This window comes from Frateuria flava (genome assembly GCF_017837635.1).
Classification (GTDB): Bacteria; Pseudomonadota; Gammaproteobacteria; order Xanthomonadales; family Rhodanobacteraceae; genus Frateuria_A; species Frateuria_A flava.
In genome coordinates this window covers 1-13,860 of the sequence record NZ_JAGJRS010000008.1, presented here as the reverse complement: position 1 = coordinate 13,860, position 13,860 = coordinate 1, and the positions used below count along the sequence as shown (strand labels likewise).

Here is a 13,860-nt window from a genome sequence, read left to right as displayed (position 1 = left end):
GCCACGGCATGTTGTGGGCCTGCATCCTGTTGCCGCAGTTGGCGCTCGACGGCGTTCTCCGGCGCCATGCCACGCCGGACGAGCCGCTGGTGCTGGTCGACGGCCCCGTGCAGCGGCGCGTGCTGCGCGCGGTCAACGCCGCCGCGAAGGCACAGGGCCTGCGTGCGGGCCTGCCGCTGGCCACCGCGCAGGCGATCTGCGCGCGGTTTGCCACGGTCGAGCACGATCCGCTCGAAACCACGCGCTGGCACGACTTCCTGGCCGCCTGGGCCTACCGCTACGGTGCGCAGGTCAGCCGGCAGATGCCCGCTTCGCTGCTGATCGAAGTGGAGGCGAGTTTCCGCCTGTTCGGGCCATGGCCGCGGATGGAAGCGCTGCTGCGCGAGGACTTGGTCGCGCTCGGCTTCCGCCATCGCATCGCGCTCGCACCCAACCCGTGGGCCGCACGCGCGTTGGCCGGCGTGCACGACGGCCTGGCGATCACCCACGACGCGCCGCTGAAGCAGGCGCTCGGCCAGCTGCCGGTAGAACGCGCCGGGCTGCCGCCGGAAGCGGCCGACAGCCTGCGCCGCATGGGCCTGCGCCGGCTCGCCCAGGTCTATGCCCTGCCGCGCGCGGCGCTGGGGCGGCGCGTCGGCGCCGACACCCTCGACCAGCTCGATCGCCTCACCGGCACACTCGCCACGCCGCTTACCTGCTACCAGCCGCCGGATCATTTCGAGTCGCGCATCGAGTTCAACTACGAGGTCGGCGCGACAGGCCAGTTGCTGTTCCCGCTGCGCCGCATGACCGGCGATCTCGCCGCATACCTCGCCGGTCGCGACGGCGGCGTACAACGCTTCGTGCTGCGGCTGGAGCACGAGCGTGGCGCCGCCACCGAAGTGCCGGTCGGCCTGCTCGCTCCCGAGCGCGACGGGGGCATGCTGTTCGAACTGGCCCGCGGACGGCTCGATGTGGTGCAACTGGCCGCGCCGGTGCGTGCCCTGCAACTGATCGCGCGCGAACTGCCGCCATTCGTCCCGGCTGGCCGTGACCTTTTCGACGTGCGTCCGCAACAGGCGGTGCCGTGGGAGCAACTGCGCGAGCGCCTGCGCGCGCGTCTGGGCGACGAAGCCGTGCACGGCCTGTCGGTCCACGCCGACCACCGCCCCGAACGCGCCTGGCGCGACCATGGCCAGAGCGCCCCCGCCCCACCCCAGCCCCGCCCCGGCTGGCTGCTGCCGCAGCCGATTCCGCTGCGCGAGCGCGAACTGCGCATCCTGGCCGGCCCCGAGCGCGTCGAAAGCGGCTGGTGGGATGGCGACGTGCGGCGCGACTACTACGTGGTGGAAACCGCCGCCGGCCAGCGCGCCTGGGCCTATTGCCCGGTCGGCGAGCGCGAGGGCTTCATGCTGCACGGGTGGTTCGCATGAACCTCCAACTCCAAACCGCGTTTGCCGTGCAATGTCGTTTCGTCACGACCCCGCATGCCTTCCCTGCAGGAGCGCACCCTGTGCGCGACCACCATCCTCACGCAACCGAAGTTCACGGCGTCACCGGTCGCGCACAGGGTGCGCTCCTGCGAAAGGCGCGCCAGAGTCGAAAGGCAGCGGCATGAGCCTGCCGGACTACGCCGAACTCCATTGCCTCTCCGCCTTCAGCTTCCAGCGCGGCGCTTCGCGGGCAATCGAACTGTTCGAACGCGCACAGCAACAGGGCTACAGTGCGCTCGCGATCACCGACGAATGCACCCTCGCCGGCATCGTGCGCGCGCTGGAAGCCTCCCGCGAAACCGGCGTCAGGCTGATCGTCGGCAGCGAGTTCCAGTTCGCCGACGGCGACAAATGCGTACTGCTGGTGGAGAGCGGCCAAGGTTACGCGCGGCTGTGCCAGCTCATCACCACCGCACGCCGTCGTGCGCCCAAGGGTAGCTATGAATTCCTGCGCGAGGATCTGGGAGAAACCGGCGGCCTGCTCGCCCTGTGGTTGCCGGGCGCGCAACCGGACGAGTCCGAAGGCAGCTGGTTGAAGGAACGCTTCCCGGGCCGCTGCTGGCTCGCGGTCGAGTTGCACCGCGGTCCCGACGACGCCGCGCGCCTGGCATCCCTGCGTGCCGTCGGCGAACGCCTCAGCCTGCCGCTGGTCGCCAGCGGCGACGCGCACATGCACGTGCGCGCCCGCCGCCCGCTGCAGGACGTCATGACCGCCATCCGCCACCACACCACCGTGGCGCAGGCCGGCCATCGCCTGTTCCCCAACGGCGAGCGCCACTTGCGCACACGCCGTGCGCTTTCGGCCATCTATCCGCCCGAACTTCTCGCGGAGAGCGTCGAGATCGCGCAGCGCTGCACGTTCAAGCTGGAGGAACTTGATTACACCTACCCGCACGAGCTGGTGCCGCAAGGCCACACCCCGACCACCTGGCTGCGCCAACTGGTCGAGGAAGGTGTGCGCTGGCGCTGGCCAGGCGGCGAAAGGGACGCGTGGCGCAAGCAGATCGAGGACGAACTGGCGCTGATCCGGACCAAGGCGTACGAGTCCTACTTCCTCACCGTGCACGACATCGTGCGTTTCGCGCGATCGGAAAACATTCTGTGCCAGGGCCGCGGCTCGGCGGCCAATTCGCTCGTCTGCTTTGTGCTCGGCATTACCGAAGCCGATCCGGAAACGAGCAACCTGCTCTTCGAGCGCTTCATCTCGGCCGACCGGGACGAGCCGCCGGACATCGACGTCGACTTCGAGCACGAGCGCCGCGAGGAAGTCCTGCAGTACGTGTTCAAGCGCTACGGCCGCGACCGGGCCGCACTCACCGCGGTGGCCACCGAGTACCGCGGTCGCGGCGCCATCCGCGACGTGGCGCGTGCGCTGGGCATGACGCCGGAGCTTGTCGGTGAGCTTTCCTCGACGCTGGACCGCTGGAGCGGCGAAGTCCCACCATCGGACCGCCTGCGCGAGCGCGGCTTCGATCCGGACACGCCGCTGATACGCCAGGTCCTCGCACTCACCGTGCAGCTGATCGGCTTCCCGCGCCACCTCTCCCAGCACCCCGGCGGCTTCGTCATTTCCGAGCACCCGCTCACCACGCTGGTGCCGGTCGAGAACACCGCGATGGACGGCCGTACGGTGATCCAGTGGAACAAGGACGACCTGGACACGCTGGGCATGCTGAAAGTGGATTGCCTGGCGCTGGGCATGCTCACGGCAATACGCAAGACCTTCGACCTGCTGCGTGACAGCGGTCGCGGCGAGTACACCATCGCCGGTATCAACAAGGACCACAAGGACGACAAACCCACCTACGACATGATCAGCCGCGCCGACACCATTGGTGTGTTCCAGATCGAATCGCGCGCGCAGATGGCCATGCTGCCGCGCCTGAAGCCGAAGGCGTTCTACGATCTGGTGATCGAGGTGGCGATCGTGCGTCCTGGCCCAATCCAGGGCGACATGGTGCATCCCTACCTGCGCCGGCGGAATGGCGAAGAGCCGGTCAACTACCCATCCGAGAAATTGAAGAGAGTCCTCGAGCGCACGCTCGGCGTTCCGTTGTTCCAGGAACAGGTGATGCAGATCGCCATGGTCGCGGCCGACTTCAACGGCAGCCAGGCTGACGCGCTGCGCCGTTCGATGGCAGCCTGGAAGCGCCATGGCGGACTGGAACCGCATCGCGAGAAACTGCTTGCCGGCATGCTGAAGAACGGCTACAGCCGCGAGTTCGGCGAGCACCTGTTCGAACAGATCAAGGGCTTCGGCAGCTACGGCTTTCCCGAATCGCACGCCGCCAGCTTCGCCCTGCTCGCCTACGTCAGCAGCTGGCTCAAATGCCACGAGCCGGCGGCGTTCGCCTGCGCGTTGATCAACTCCGCGCCGATGGGCTTCTACTCGCCGGACCAGTTGCTGCAGGACGCCCGCCGCCACGGCATCCGCACGCTACCGGTCGACGTGCGCCACAGCGACTGGGACTGCACGCTGGAACCCGAACGCGATGCACGTCTGCAGCCGGCGATCCGCATGGGCCTGCGGCTGATCCGGGGATTCTCTGAAGCGACCGCGAAAGACATCATGGCCGCTCGCAAACAATGGCCGTTCGTCGACGTGGCGGACCTGAGCATTCGCGCGCAACTCGATCGCCGTGACCAGGCCCTGCTCGCCGATTCGGGAGCCTTGCGCGCGCTGGCCGGCCATCGTCATCGCGCGCGCTGGGCGATCGCCGGGGTGGAACCGCAGCTGCCGCTGTTTCCCGGCTCCACGCCCGAAACCGAGGCCATCGCGCTGCCGCTGCCTACGCGCGGCGAGGACCTGCGCGCCGACTACGCGCTCACCGGCACCACGCTGGGCCCACATCCGCTGCGGCTTCTCCGTCCGCGGCTGCGCGCACGGCACTACCTCGCCTCGAACGAACTGGCCGGCGTGCCCAACGGACGTCCGGTGCGCGTGGCCGGCATCGTCACCTTGCGCCAGCAGCCGCAGACCTCCAGCGGCGTGGTGTTCCTGACGATCGAGGACGAATTCGGGCTGACCAACGTGGTGATCTGGCGACGCGTGGTGCTGCGCCAGCGACGTGTGCTGCTCGCGTCGCGGCTATTGGCGATCGAGGGTCACGTGGAGAGCGAGCACGGCGTGCGGCACCTGATCGCGCGTTCGCTGGAGGATCTGACGCCCATGCTGGGCGAGCTGGACGTGCGGTCGCGGGACTTCCATTAGCGGCCTGCCCGATCCAGCGCTTCAAGCGCCCCGGCCACCGCCCGCAGATCTGCCGCCAGCTCGGCAAATGCCGCGTGCCGCTTCTCTTCCTCAGGCATACGCAACACCGCCGACGGATGCCACGTCGCCAAGCCCCGCGCACCCTCGCCCAACGGCCGCCACACGCCACGCTCGCGGGTGATGCGGAAGGCGTTGCCGAACATCGTCTGCGCGGCCATCGCGCCCAGACCCACTACCAGCTTCGGCTTCACCCGCAGCAGTTCGGCCGCCAGCCACATCCGGCAGGCGGCCTGCTCGGCGGCGTTGGCGCGCTTGTGCAGCTTGGCCGTGCCGCGGGTTTCGTACTTGAAGTGCTTGACAGTGTTGGTCAGGTACAGCTTCTCGCGGTCCAGCCCCGCCTCGCCCAGCGCGCGGTCGAGCAACTGCCCGGCGGGGCCGACGAACGGTACGCCTTCGCGGTCCTCGTGCAGGCCCGGCTGCTCGCCGATCAACATCACCCGCGCCGAGGCCGGCCCCTGCCCGAACACCGTCTGCGTGCCATAGCGCCACAGCGGACACGCCTGGCAATCGCGCGCCTTGCGCCGCAACGTGGCGAGCGCGCCCGCCGGCACCTCGTCCACCGGTTTGGCAAGCGGGACGCCGAAAGGGTTGCTGACGGGACGCGATGGCATGGCCACCGGACGCTAGCGTCGATCAGGTGAATCCATCGGCAAAGAGGCCGTACCTGCAAAAGGCGACCTCGACCCGCACAACCGAATCCTTCCCTCGCGACTGCGGGGAAGGCGCCGACAGGCGGATGGGGGCGCTCTTGGGCCGGATCGGAGGGGAGGTCTTTCGCAAGGCTTCCCCCATCCGCCCTTCGGGCACCTTCCCCCGCGCGCGGGGGAAGGATTCACTGGTCAGCGGACGGTTGGCGGGATGGCTTCCAGAACGCGACGCGGGATTTCCGTTCCAGCCACGCCGACCCGCACAACCGAATCCTCCCCTCGCGACTGCGGGGAAGGTGCCGACAGGCGGATGGTGGCGCTCTTGGGCCGGGTCGACGGGGAGCTTTCGCAAGGCTTCCCCCATCCGCCCTTCGGGCACCTTCCCCCGCGCGCGGGGGAAGGATTCACTGGTCAGCGGACGGTTGGCGGGAAGGCTTCCAGAGCGCGCCGCGGGAGTCCCGTTCCAGCTACGGCGACCCGCACAACCGAATCCTTCCCTCGCGACTGCGGGGGAGGGATTCACTGGTCAGCGGACGGTTTGCAGGAAGGCTTCCAGCAATGCGCCGCGGTATTTCTGGCGGTGCAGCAAGAGCGACAGCGTGCGCCGGAGGTCGAGGAACGGTGTCTTCAGTGCGACCAGCCGTCCGGTTGCCAGCGCATCGACCAGCGCCACGTCGGGCAAGCAGGCGATGCCGAGGCCGGCGGCGACGGCCTGCTTGATGGCCTCGATCTGGTCCAGCTCGAGCACGGTGTCGCCCGGCGGCAGTTGTGCCAGCACACGCTCGGTGGTGGCGCGCGTGGCCGAACCCGGTTCGCGCAGCACCCAGCGGGCGCCGGCGAAGTCTGCCGGCTTGAGCGCGCGTTTGCGCGCCAGCGGATGCTCCGGCGCCGCGCACACGCGCAACCGGTCTTCGCGCCAGGGCTTGAGTTCCAGTTGCGGATGCGCGACCGGGCCCTCCACACAGCCGACGTCCAGCGCGTGGTCGAGCAGCTGCGAGGCGATGGTGTCGGTATTGGCCACGCGAAGGCGGATCGCCACCTGCGGCTGCGCGCGCACGAAACCGCCCAGCAGTTCGCCGACCAGGTAGTTGCCGACCGTGTTGCTGGCGCCGATGCGCAGCTCGCCGGCCAGCGCCTGCGCATCGCCCTGCCCGAAGCGGGCCAGCTCCGCGTGGCGCTCGAGCAGTTCCTGCGCGCGCGGCAGCAGTTCACGCCCGCGCGCGTTGAGGTACAGCCGCCCCCGTTCGCGGTCGAACAGCGGTGCGCCGAGCTGCCGCTCGAGCTCCGCCAGCGCCATGCTGGCGGCCGGCTGGGTCAGGTGAACGCGCTCGGCGGCGGCGCGCAGGCTGCCGTGCAGTGCGGTCTGCACGAACACGTCGAGCTGGCGGGGTGTGATGTTGAGCATTCAGCGAAGCTTATACCGATCATCAAACATGCAAAGTTTTGTTGATGGCAGCGCGCAAGGACAATGGCCGCGCTTCGCCATCCGAGCCTCACATGACCGCCGTCTCCACCACGCCCGCACCCACCCTGTCCGCCCGCCTGCCCGGTCTGGGCCTCGCGCTCGTCATCGCGCTGGTGGCGTTGTGGCTGGGCCGGCTCGCGCCGCTGGTCGGCGGACCGGTAATCGGCATCGTGCTTGGCATCCTGGTGCGCAACACCGTGTCGCCCGGCGCCCGTTTCACGCCCGGCATCCAGTTCGCCGGCAAGCAGGTGCTGCAGTGGTCGATCATCGCGCTGGGCTTCGGGCTCAGCCTCGACCAGGTGGCGAAGACGGGCCTGGAGTCGCTGTCGGTGACGCTGATCACCATGAGCGCGGCCTTCGTCGCGGCATGGGGGTTGGGCCAGCTGCTCGGCGTGCACGACCAGCTCAAGGTGCTGATCGGCGTGGGCACGGCGATCTGCGGTGGCTCGGCGATCGCGGCGGTGACGCCGATCATCAAGCCGGACGAGCACGACACCGCGTTCGCGATCTCCACCATCTTCCTGTTCAATGTGGTGGCAGTGCTGCTGTTCCCGCTGCTGGGGCACCTGATGCACCTGTCCGACCTCGGCTTCGGCCTTTGGGCGGGCACGGCGATCAACGACACCTCCTCGGTGGTCGCGGCCGGCTACAGCTACAGCCACGCGGCGGGCGACTACGCCACCATCGTCAAGCTCACCCGCGCCACGCTGATCATCCCGGTGTGCATCACCCTGGCAGTCATGGTGGCGATGCGCGAGAAAAAGAAAGGCACCGCCGACTTCAGCCTCAAGCGCATCTTTCCCTGGTTCATCCTGTGGTTCCTGGTCGCCTCGGCGGTGCGCACGGCGGGGCTAGTGCCGGCGGCGGTGCAGCCGTTGATCCACCAGCTGGCGGAGTTCCTGATCATCACGGCGCTGACCGCGATCGGGCTGTCGGCGAACCTGCGCCGGATGATCTCCAGCGGACCGCGGCCGATCCTGCTGGGGTTCGGCGTGTGGGTGGCGGTGGCGGTGAGCAGCCTGCTGGTGCAGTTGGCGATCGGGCAGCTTTGAGGCAGCCACGGGGATCGCGGCCCTTCGACTTCGCTGCGCTACGCTCAGGGCGAACGGAGGCATTTTCCGTTCGTTCGGCGCAGCTGCCGCATGCCGTATCGGACTGGAGCCCGCGTTTCGGTGACCGTCCCCGAGCTCGAGGCCACGCCGGATCGAAAGCGCATGGTCTCCGTAACCGTTCGCCCTGAGCGTAGGCACGCAGGGCCGAAGTCGAAGGGTCCCGGAAGCTAGGGCGTGGCGCGCCCCTGCTCTGCCAGCGTCAGCGCGACCTTGTCGCGCAGGTACACCGGCAAGGCATGTTCCGGCGCAACGGCTCGGCCGGCCTCGTATTCGCGCACGGCCAGTTCCGCCACGCGGCGGGCCTGCGGATAGCGGTCGCCTTCGGCCTGTTGCAGCTCGCCGGTCAGATGCCCGCGCAGCACCTGCGCGTACGTCGTCCAGCCGCTGCCGACGACGTTCCACACCTCGGCTTGCGGCACCACCAGCGCATCGGGTGCGCAGACGCGCTCCTCATCCAGCGCCACCAGTCCGCCGTTGCCGTCGCGTCGATAACAGGCTGCATAGATCTCGCCCATGCGCGCGTCGATCACGGCCAGTATCGCTGCGTCGTCTTCGGGAGCCTCCAGCGCCAGCGCGGCCAGCGAGGACACCGGCACCACCGGCCGGTCCAGCGCCAGCGCCATGCCCTGGGCAAGCGCTACGCCCAGCCGCACGCCGGTGAACGCACCCGGGCCACGGCCGACCGCGATCGCGTCCAGCGCGTGCCGCCCCAGTCCGGCCTCGGCGAGCAACGCGTCGGCCATCGGCAGCGCCAGCTCGGCGTGTCGGCGCGGGGCCAGTTCGCTGCGGGCGATCACTTCCTGCCCGTGCACGAGTGCGACGGAGCAGGCTTCGGTGCTGGTTTCGATGGCGAGCAGGTTCATGCGGGGAATTCTCGCACGCCCCCACCGGCGCGGCGGAATGTCGATCCCGGCCGGCTTGGATCGTCGTCATGACAGCTGATCGCCCCATCCATCCCTGCCATGCTGCCCGCCCCCAAAGGAGCGCCCGCTTGAACATGCCAACCCCGACCCGCGACGGCCGCTGGCTCGCCCTTACCGTGCTGTGCCTGGGCGTGCTGATGATCGTGCTCGACACCACCATCGTGAACGTGGCGCTGCCCTCGATCCGTGCCGACCTGGGCTTCTCCGAGGCGACGCTGGCCTGGGTGGTGAACGCCTACGTGCTGACCTATGGCGGCTTCCTGCTGCTGGGCGGGCGGCTGGGCGACCTGTTCGGGCATCGCAAGCTGTTCCTGCTGGGGCTGGTGGCGTTCACCGCCGCGTCGCTGGCGTGCGGCATGGCCGCTTCGCGCGAGTGGCTGGTGATCGCGCGCGGCATCCAGGGGCTGGGCGGCGCGGTAGTCACCGCGGTGGCGCTGTCGCTGATCATGGACCTGTTCGCCGAACCGTCCGAGCGGGCCAAGGCGATGGGCGTGTACGGCTTCGTCTGCGCCGGCGGCGGCAGCGTGGGCGTGCTGCTGGGCGGCCGGCTGGTGAGCACGCTGAGCTGGCACTGGGTGTTCCTGGTCAACCTGCCGATCGGGCTGGCGGTGTTCGTCGCCTCGCTCAGGCTGCTGCCGGCCGTGCACGGCAGCAGCGACGTGCGCCAGCTGGACGTCGGCGGCGCGCTGGCCGTCACCGCGGCGCTGATCCTGGCGGTCTACGCGATCGTCGACGGCAACCAGGCCGGCTGGCTGTCGGCGCGCACTCTGGGCATGCTCGCCGAGGCGGTGGCGCTGTTCGTGCTGTTCGTTTTCATCGAGACGCGCGTGCGCGCGCCGCTGGTGCCGCTGAAGCTGTTCCGCCTGCGCAATCTGGCGATCGCCAACGTGGTCGGCGTGCTGTGGGCCGGCGCGATGTTTGCGTGGTTCTTCCTGTCCGCGCTGTACCTGCAGCTGGTGCTCGGCTACGGGCCTATGGAAGTGGGCCTGGCCTTCCTGCCCGGCAATCTGGTGATGGCGGCCTGCTCGCTGGGCTTGTCCGCGCGCATCGTGATGCGGTTCGGCATCCGCCGTCCGCTGGCCGGCGGCCTGCTGGTGGCAGCGATCGGCCTGGCGTTGTTTGCGCGCGCACCGGCGGACGGACATTTCCTCGTCGACGTGCTGCCGGGCATGGTGCTGCTCGGCCTGGGTGCCGGCATCGCGTTCAATCCGGTGCTGCTGGCGGCGATGAACGACGTCGCGCCGCGCGATGCCGGGCTCGCCTCGGGCATCGTCAACACCGCCTTCATGATGGGCGGCGCGCTCGGCCTGGCGGTGCTCGCCAGCCTGGCGGCGGCGCGCACCGGGACGGCGCTGGACGCCGGGCTCGCGCAGGCGGCCGCGCTCAACGCAGGCTATCGCGCCGCGTTCCTGGCCGGGACCGGCTTCGCGGTACTGGCCGCGCTGCTCGGCGGGTTGCTGCTGCGTCCGCGCCCGTCGATGGTGGCAGCGGAAGCCACGCCGGCGCACTAGGCGCCGTCGTCGCTGCTCCCGCTTTCGGGGTCGATCGTGGGCGTCGCCTGCCGCGCCTCCGCGCGGTAGGCCGCGTCCGTCTCGCCGCCGTCCATCAGGTCCTCGATCGGCGCTTCCGCCATGCCGGCTGGGCGGTCGAGCGCCCGCGTGCGGTCGTCGGCCCACTCGATGGTGTCCAGGCGGTCGCGACGCAGGTCGCCGCCGTGCTCGCCGGCGCGTGCCGGTTCGTCGGGCGGGTGGTCGGCGCCCGTGCCGGGGCGCGTGATGCGTCGTTCGGGTTCGTCGGGGTTGCGCTGTCTGCTCATGGCCTTGGGCTCCCTCTGCAGGGGCGGCCAGCATCCGGCGCACGACGTCGCGGCGGCGAGAAGCCCGACGCGTTCCATTACCTGCCAGGTAATCGCCTCGCCTCGGCAGCGGCCGCAAGCTGTGCCCACACCCACCACGGAGCACCGCCATGAACGCCACCCGCGAACTCATCGCCAACTACATCCGCGCCTGGAACGAGACCGACCCACTGCGCCGCCGCGTGCTGATCGAGGACGTCTATGCCGAGCACGCCGTCTACACCGACCCGCTGGCGCAGGCGCGCGGCTGGGAAGCCATCGACACGACCATCGATGCGGTGCAGGGCATGTTCCCCGGCCACGTCTTCACGCTGGCCGGCGACGTCGACGCGCACCACGACGTGGCCCGCTTCCACTGGCACCTGGCCGCGCCAGGTGCGGACGAACCGCTGGTGATCGGGTTTGACGTCGCTGAGTTGGACGAGGGACGCATCCGCCGCGTGCATGGCTTCCTCGACAAGGTCCCGATGGCCGCCTGAGCCCGCGCCGCCAGGCACTCCTTCCCGCCCCGCATTCGGAGTCCACACTCATGAGCCACTTCGCCACCACCGACCGGACCACGTTGTTCTACCGCGACTGGGGCCACGGCCAGCCGATCGTCTTCCTCGCCTCCTGGGCACTGGACTCGCGCGCGTGGGACCGGCACATGCTGCACTTCAACGCGCTCGGCTACCGCTGCATCGCGCTGGACCGTCGCGGCCACGGTCGCTCGGACGATCCCGGCCGCGGCTACCAGCTCGATCGCCTGGCCGACGACGTGGCCGAACTGCTCGAGTACCTGGACCTGCACGAGGCCACGCTGGTCACCCATTCGATGGCCAGCGGCGAAGCGACCCGCTATCTCGCCCGCCACGGCAGCGCCCGGGTGGCGCGTGCGGTCTTCCTGGCCCCGGTCGCGCCCAGTTACGCCGAGGGCAGCCGTACGTCGTGGAGCATGGACGAGTCCACCACCGAGGCCGTGCTCGCTGCCATCCGCGACGACCTCCCACGCTGGCTCGCCGACAACGCCGACGGCTTCTTCCTGCCCGCCGAGACCCATACCTCGCCTGAGTTCGTGCAGCACACCATCGACATCATCCGCGATGCCTCGTTGCAGGCCCTGGTCGAATGCTTCCGCGCCAAACGCGACGACCAACGCGCGGAGCTGGCCGCCATCGACGTGCCGCTGCTGGTCATCCACGGCGACCGCGACGTCAGCGAGCCGGTGGAGCAAGGCCGCGCGATCGCCACGCTGGTGCCGCACAGCCGTTACGTCGAGTACGCCGGCGCGCCGCACGGGCTGTATCACACGCACTTCGAGCGACTGGTGGAGGACATCGGCGTGTTCCTGCGCGAGACCGAACTGCAGCCGGCCTGCCCCTTGTAGGACGCACCCTGGTGCGCGAAGCGGCAAGCTCACCGTCCCCGCGCAGCCTCGCATGGCGGTCGCGCCCAAGGGCGCCCCCCCGGGGCAACGCCAACGCCCTCGCCCAAGGTCTTCATTCGCAAGCCGCGAAACGCCCGCCCCCGCAGGAGCGCCCTTGGGCGGGACCGGCAACCTCACCATCCCGCGCAACCCGGCGCGGCGCTCGCGCACAGGGTGCGCTCCTACAGCATCATGGATGCCATGAACGCCCAAGCCCTCGACACCCAGCGCCCCATCGGTGACCTGTTGCGCGAATGGCGTCGCCATCGCCGCCTCTCGCAGCTCGATCTGGCCACCGGTGCGGAGATATCCGCGCGCCACCTGAGCTTCGTCGAATCCGGCCGCGCCAACCCGAGCCGCGACATGATCCTGCACCTGGCCCAATACCTGGACGTGCCGCTGCGCGAACGAAACGCACTGCTCGTCGCCGCCGGCTTCGCCCCGGCCTTCCGCGAGCGCACGCTGGACGATCCCGCCCTCGCCAGCGCCCGCGCCACCATCGACCTGCTGCTCAAGGGCCTTGAGCCCTACCCCGCGCTCGCGGTGGATCGCTACTGGCAACTTGTCGCCAGCAACCAGGCCACGTTGCGCCTGCTCGGCGGCGTTGCACCGGAGCTGCTCGAACCGCCAGTCAACGTACTTCGCCTGAGCCTGCACCCGGCCGGTCTCGCGCCACGCATCCGCAACCTGGGCCAGTGGCGCGCGCACCTGCTGCACCGCCTGCACCAGCAGATCGACGCCAGCCACGACCCACAACTCATCGCCCTGCTGCGCGAGTTGCACGCGCTGCCCATGCCCGGTGGGACGCCGGGCACCGACATCGCCTCGACCATCGCCGTGCCCATGCAACTGGAAGTCGACGGCCATGTGCTCTCCATGCTCAGCACCACCACCGTGTTCGGCACGCCGGTCGACATCACCCTGGCCGAGCTGGCGCTGGAAGCATTCGTGCCGGCCGACGCCACCACGGCCGAACGGCTGCGCGCGATGGCGGGCTGAGGCACGTTCGTCAGGCACGATGCGCGTCTGAGCATCCGCCCGTTCGAGGCGCAACTATCGAATCCCGTCTGACTGTCCGGCGTCCGCTATCGACCCAAAGCGGACATCCTCGTCGCTGCCGACGTCCGCCGGCCGGGCCCGGCTTCGCAGCATCAACTAGCTGTGATCTCTCAGTAGGTTGTTCACCCGGGGCGATCCCGGGATTCTGGAGGTGCGACCCAACCAGCACGCCAGGAGCCCCGGATGAACCTGCATAAACATGCCCGTCTTACGCCCCGAGGTCGAGCCCTGCTCGTGGAGCGGGTGCTTAAACACGGCTTGCGGGTGGAGGAAGCGGCCCATGCAGCGGGGGTGAGCGTGCGCACGGCGTACAAGTGGCTGCGGCGCTTCCGCGATGAGGGCGCCACCGGGCTGCTCGATCGATCCTCCCGGCCGCATCGCTGCCCCCATGCTACGGACGCAGCCATTGCGAGCCAGGTCATCGAGCACCGCCGTGAGCGCTGGACCTATCGGCAGATCGCCCAGCACCTGACCATGGCGGCGAGCACGGTCGGCCGCCTGGTCAAGCGCGCCGGCTTCCATCGCCTGGCGGAACTGGAGCCGGCGCGCCCGGTAAACCGGTATGAGTACCCGAACCCCGGGGGCCTGTTGCATCTGGACATCAAGAAGCTCGGGCGTTTCTGGCGTCCCGGTCATCGCGTCACCGGCGAT

The 13,860-nt window shown here is 69.6% G+C and carries 12 protein-coding genes; 8 read left to right on the top strand and 4 right to left on the bottom strand.

Annotation, left to right across the window (positions count from 1 at the left end; translation table 11 throughout):
- The first annotated feature begins 8 nt into the window (after positions 1-8).
- Positions 9-1,412, top strand: a complete 1,404-nt coding sequence (locus J7I44_RS03450) for a Y-family DNA polymerase (RefSeq protein ID WP_209615808.1) — start codon at positions 9-11, stop codon at positions 1,410-1,412.
- Positions 1,413-1,443: 31 nt separating this feature from the next.
- Positions 1,444-4,683, top strand: a complete 3,240-nt coding sequence (locus tag J7I44_RS03445) for an error-prone DNA polymerase (RefSeq protein ID WP_425599738.1) — start codon at positions 1,444-1,446, stop codon at positions 4,681-4,683.
- Here the strand turns inward: J7I44_RS03445 and J7I44_RS03440 are convergent.
- A complete protein-coding gene (locus J7I44_RS03440) occupies positions 4,680-5,354 on the bottom strand; it encodes a UdgX family uracil-DNA binding protein (RefSeq protein ID WP_209615802.1) in 675 nt (224 codons plus the stop codon). The genes J7I44_RS03445 and J7I44_RS03440 overlap by 4 nt on opposite strands.
- Before the next feature lie 562 nt (positions 5,355-5,916).
- Entirely contained in the window at positions 5,917-6,795 is an 879-nt protein-coding gene (locus J7I44_RS03435) for a LysR substrate-binding domain-containing protein (RefSeq protein WP_209615798.1), read from the bottom strand.
- A gap of 92 nt (positions 6,796-6,887) precedes the next feature.
- Between J7I44_RS03435 and J7I44_RS03430 the strand changes: the two genes are divergently transcribed.
- Positions 6,888-7,907, top strand: a complete 1,020-nt coding sequence (locus J7I44_RS03430) for a YeiH family protein (RefSeq protein ID WP_209615796.1) — start codon at positions 6,888-6,890, stop codon at positions 7,905-7,907.
- Positions 7,908-8,134: 227 nt separating this feature from the next.
- Here the strand turns inward: J7I44_RS03430 and tsaB are convergent, their stop codons facing one another.
- Positions 8,135-8,830 (bottom strand): tRNA (adenosine(37)-N6)-threonylcarbamoyltransferase complex dimerization subunit type 1 TsaB, encoded by a 696-nt coding sequence (gene tsaB / locus J7I44_RS03425; RefSeq protein ID WP_209615793.1) that lies wholly within the window; start codon positions 8,828-8,830, stop codon positions 8,135-8,137.
- A gap of 134 nt (positions 8,831-8,964) precedes the next feature.
- Between tsaB and J7I44_RS03420 the strand changes: the two genes are divergently transcribed.
- Positions 8,965-10,401, top strand: coding sequence for a DHA2 family efflux MFS transporter permease subunit (locus J7I44_RS03420; RefSeq protein WP_245187904.1), 1,437 nt, complete (start codon positions 8,965-8,967; stop codon positions 10,399-10,401).
- Here J7I44_RS03420 and J7I44_RS03415 read toward each other — a convergent pair.
- Positions 10,398-10,706: a hypothetical protein gene (locus tag J7I44_RS03415; protein ID WP_209615787.1), complete on the bottom strand. Its 309-nt coding sequence runs from the start codon at positions 10,704-10,706 to the stop codon at positions 10,398-10,400. The two genes, J7I44_RS03420 and J7I44_RS03415, sit on opposite strands and share 4 nt — an antisense overlap.
- A 149-nt stretch (positions 10,707-10,855) precedes the next feature.
- Here J7I44_RS03415 and J7I44_RS03410 point away from each other — a divergent pair, with 149 nt between their 5' ends.
- From J7I44_RS03410 to J7I44_RS03395, 4 genes are all read left to right on the top strand, one after another.
- Positions 10,856-11,224, top strand: a complete 369-nt coding sequence (locus tag J7I44_RS03410) for a nuclear transport factor 2 family protein (protein ID WP_209615785.1) — start codon at positions 10,856-10,858, stop codon at positions 11,222-11,224.
- 50 nt (positions 11,225-11,274) lie between these two features.
- Positions 11,275-12,111, top strand: coding sequence for an alpha/beta fold hydrolase (locus J7I44_RS03405; protein WP_209615782.1), 837 nt, complete (start codon positions 11,275-11,277; stop codon positions 12,109-12,111).
- A gap of 240 nt (positions 12,112-12,351) precedes the next feature.
- A complete protein-coding gene (locus J7I44_RS03400) occupies positions 12,352-13,149 on the top strand; it encodes a helix-turn-helix domain-containing protein (RefSeq protein WP_209615779.1) in 798 nt (265 codons plus the stop codon).
- Between the two features lie 243 nt (positions 13,150-13,392).
- Positions 13,393-13,860 (top strand): leucine zipper domain-containing protein (locus J7I44_RS03395; RefSeq protein ID WP_209615776.1); only part of this gene is annotated, 468 nt, incomplete at its 3' end.

Bases quoted from the DNA above. Each gene is read 5' to 3' on its own strand.
- J7I44_RS03450 (WP_209615808.1), top strand. From the start codon at position 9: ATGTTGTGGGCCTGCATCCTGTTGCCGCAGTTGGCGCTCGACGGCGTT.
- J7I44_RS03445 (WP_425599738.1), top strand. From the start codon at position 1,444: ATGTCGTTTCGTCACGACCCCGCATGCCTTCCCTGCAGGAGCGCACCC.
- J7I44_RS03440 (WP_209615802.1), bottom strand. From the start codon at position 5,354: ATGCCATCGCGTCCCGTCAGCAACCCTTTCGGCGTCCCGCTTGCCAAA.
- J7I44_RS03435 (WP_209615798.1), bottom strand. From the start codon at position 6,795: ATGCTCAACATCACACCCCGCCAGCTCGACGTGTTCGTGCAGACCGCA.
- J7I44_RS03430 (WP_209615796.1), top strand. From the start codon at position 6,888: ATGACCGCCGTCTCCACCACGCCCGCACCCACCCTGTCCGCCCGCCTG.
- tsaB (WP_209615793.1), bottom strand. From the start codon at position 8,830: ATGAACCTGCTCGCCATCGAAACCAGCACCGAAGCCTGCTCCGTCGCA.
- J7I44_RS03420 (WP_245187904.1), top strand. From the start codon at position 8,965: ATGCCAACCCCGACCCGCGACGGCCGCTGGCTCGCCCTTACCGTGCTG.
- J7I44_RS03415 (WP_209615787.1), bottom strand. From the start codon at position 10,706: ATGAGCAGACAGCGCAACCCCGACGAACCCGAACGACGCATCACGCGC.
- J7I44_RS03410 (WP_209615785.1), top strand. From the start codon at position 10,856: ATGAACGCCACCCGCGAACTCATCGCCAACTACATCCGCGCCTGGAAC.
- J7I44_RS03405 (WP_209615782.1), top strand. From the start codon at position 11,275: ATGAGCCACTTCGCCACCACCGACCGGACCACGTTGTTCTACCGCGAC.
- J7I44_RS03400 (WP_209615779.1), top strand. From the start codon at position 12,352: ATGAACGCCCAAGCCCTCGACACCCAGCGCCCCATCGGTGACCTGTTG.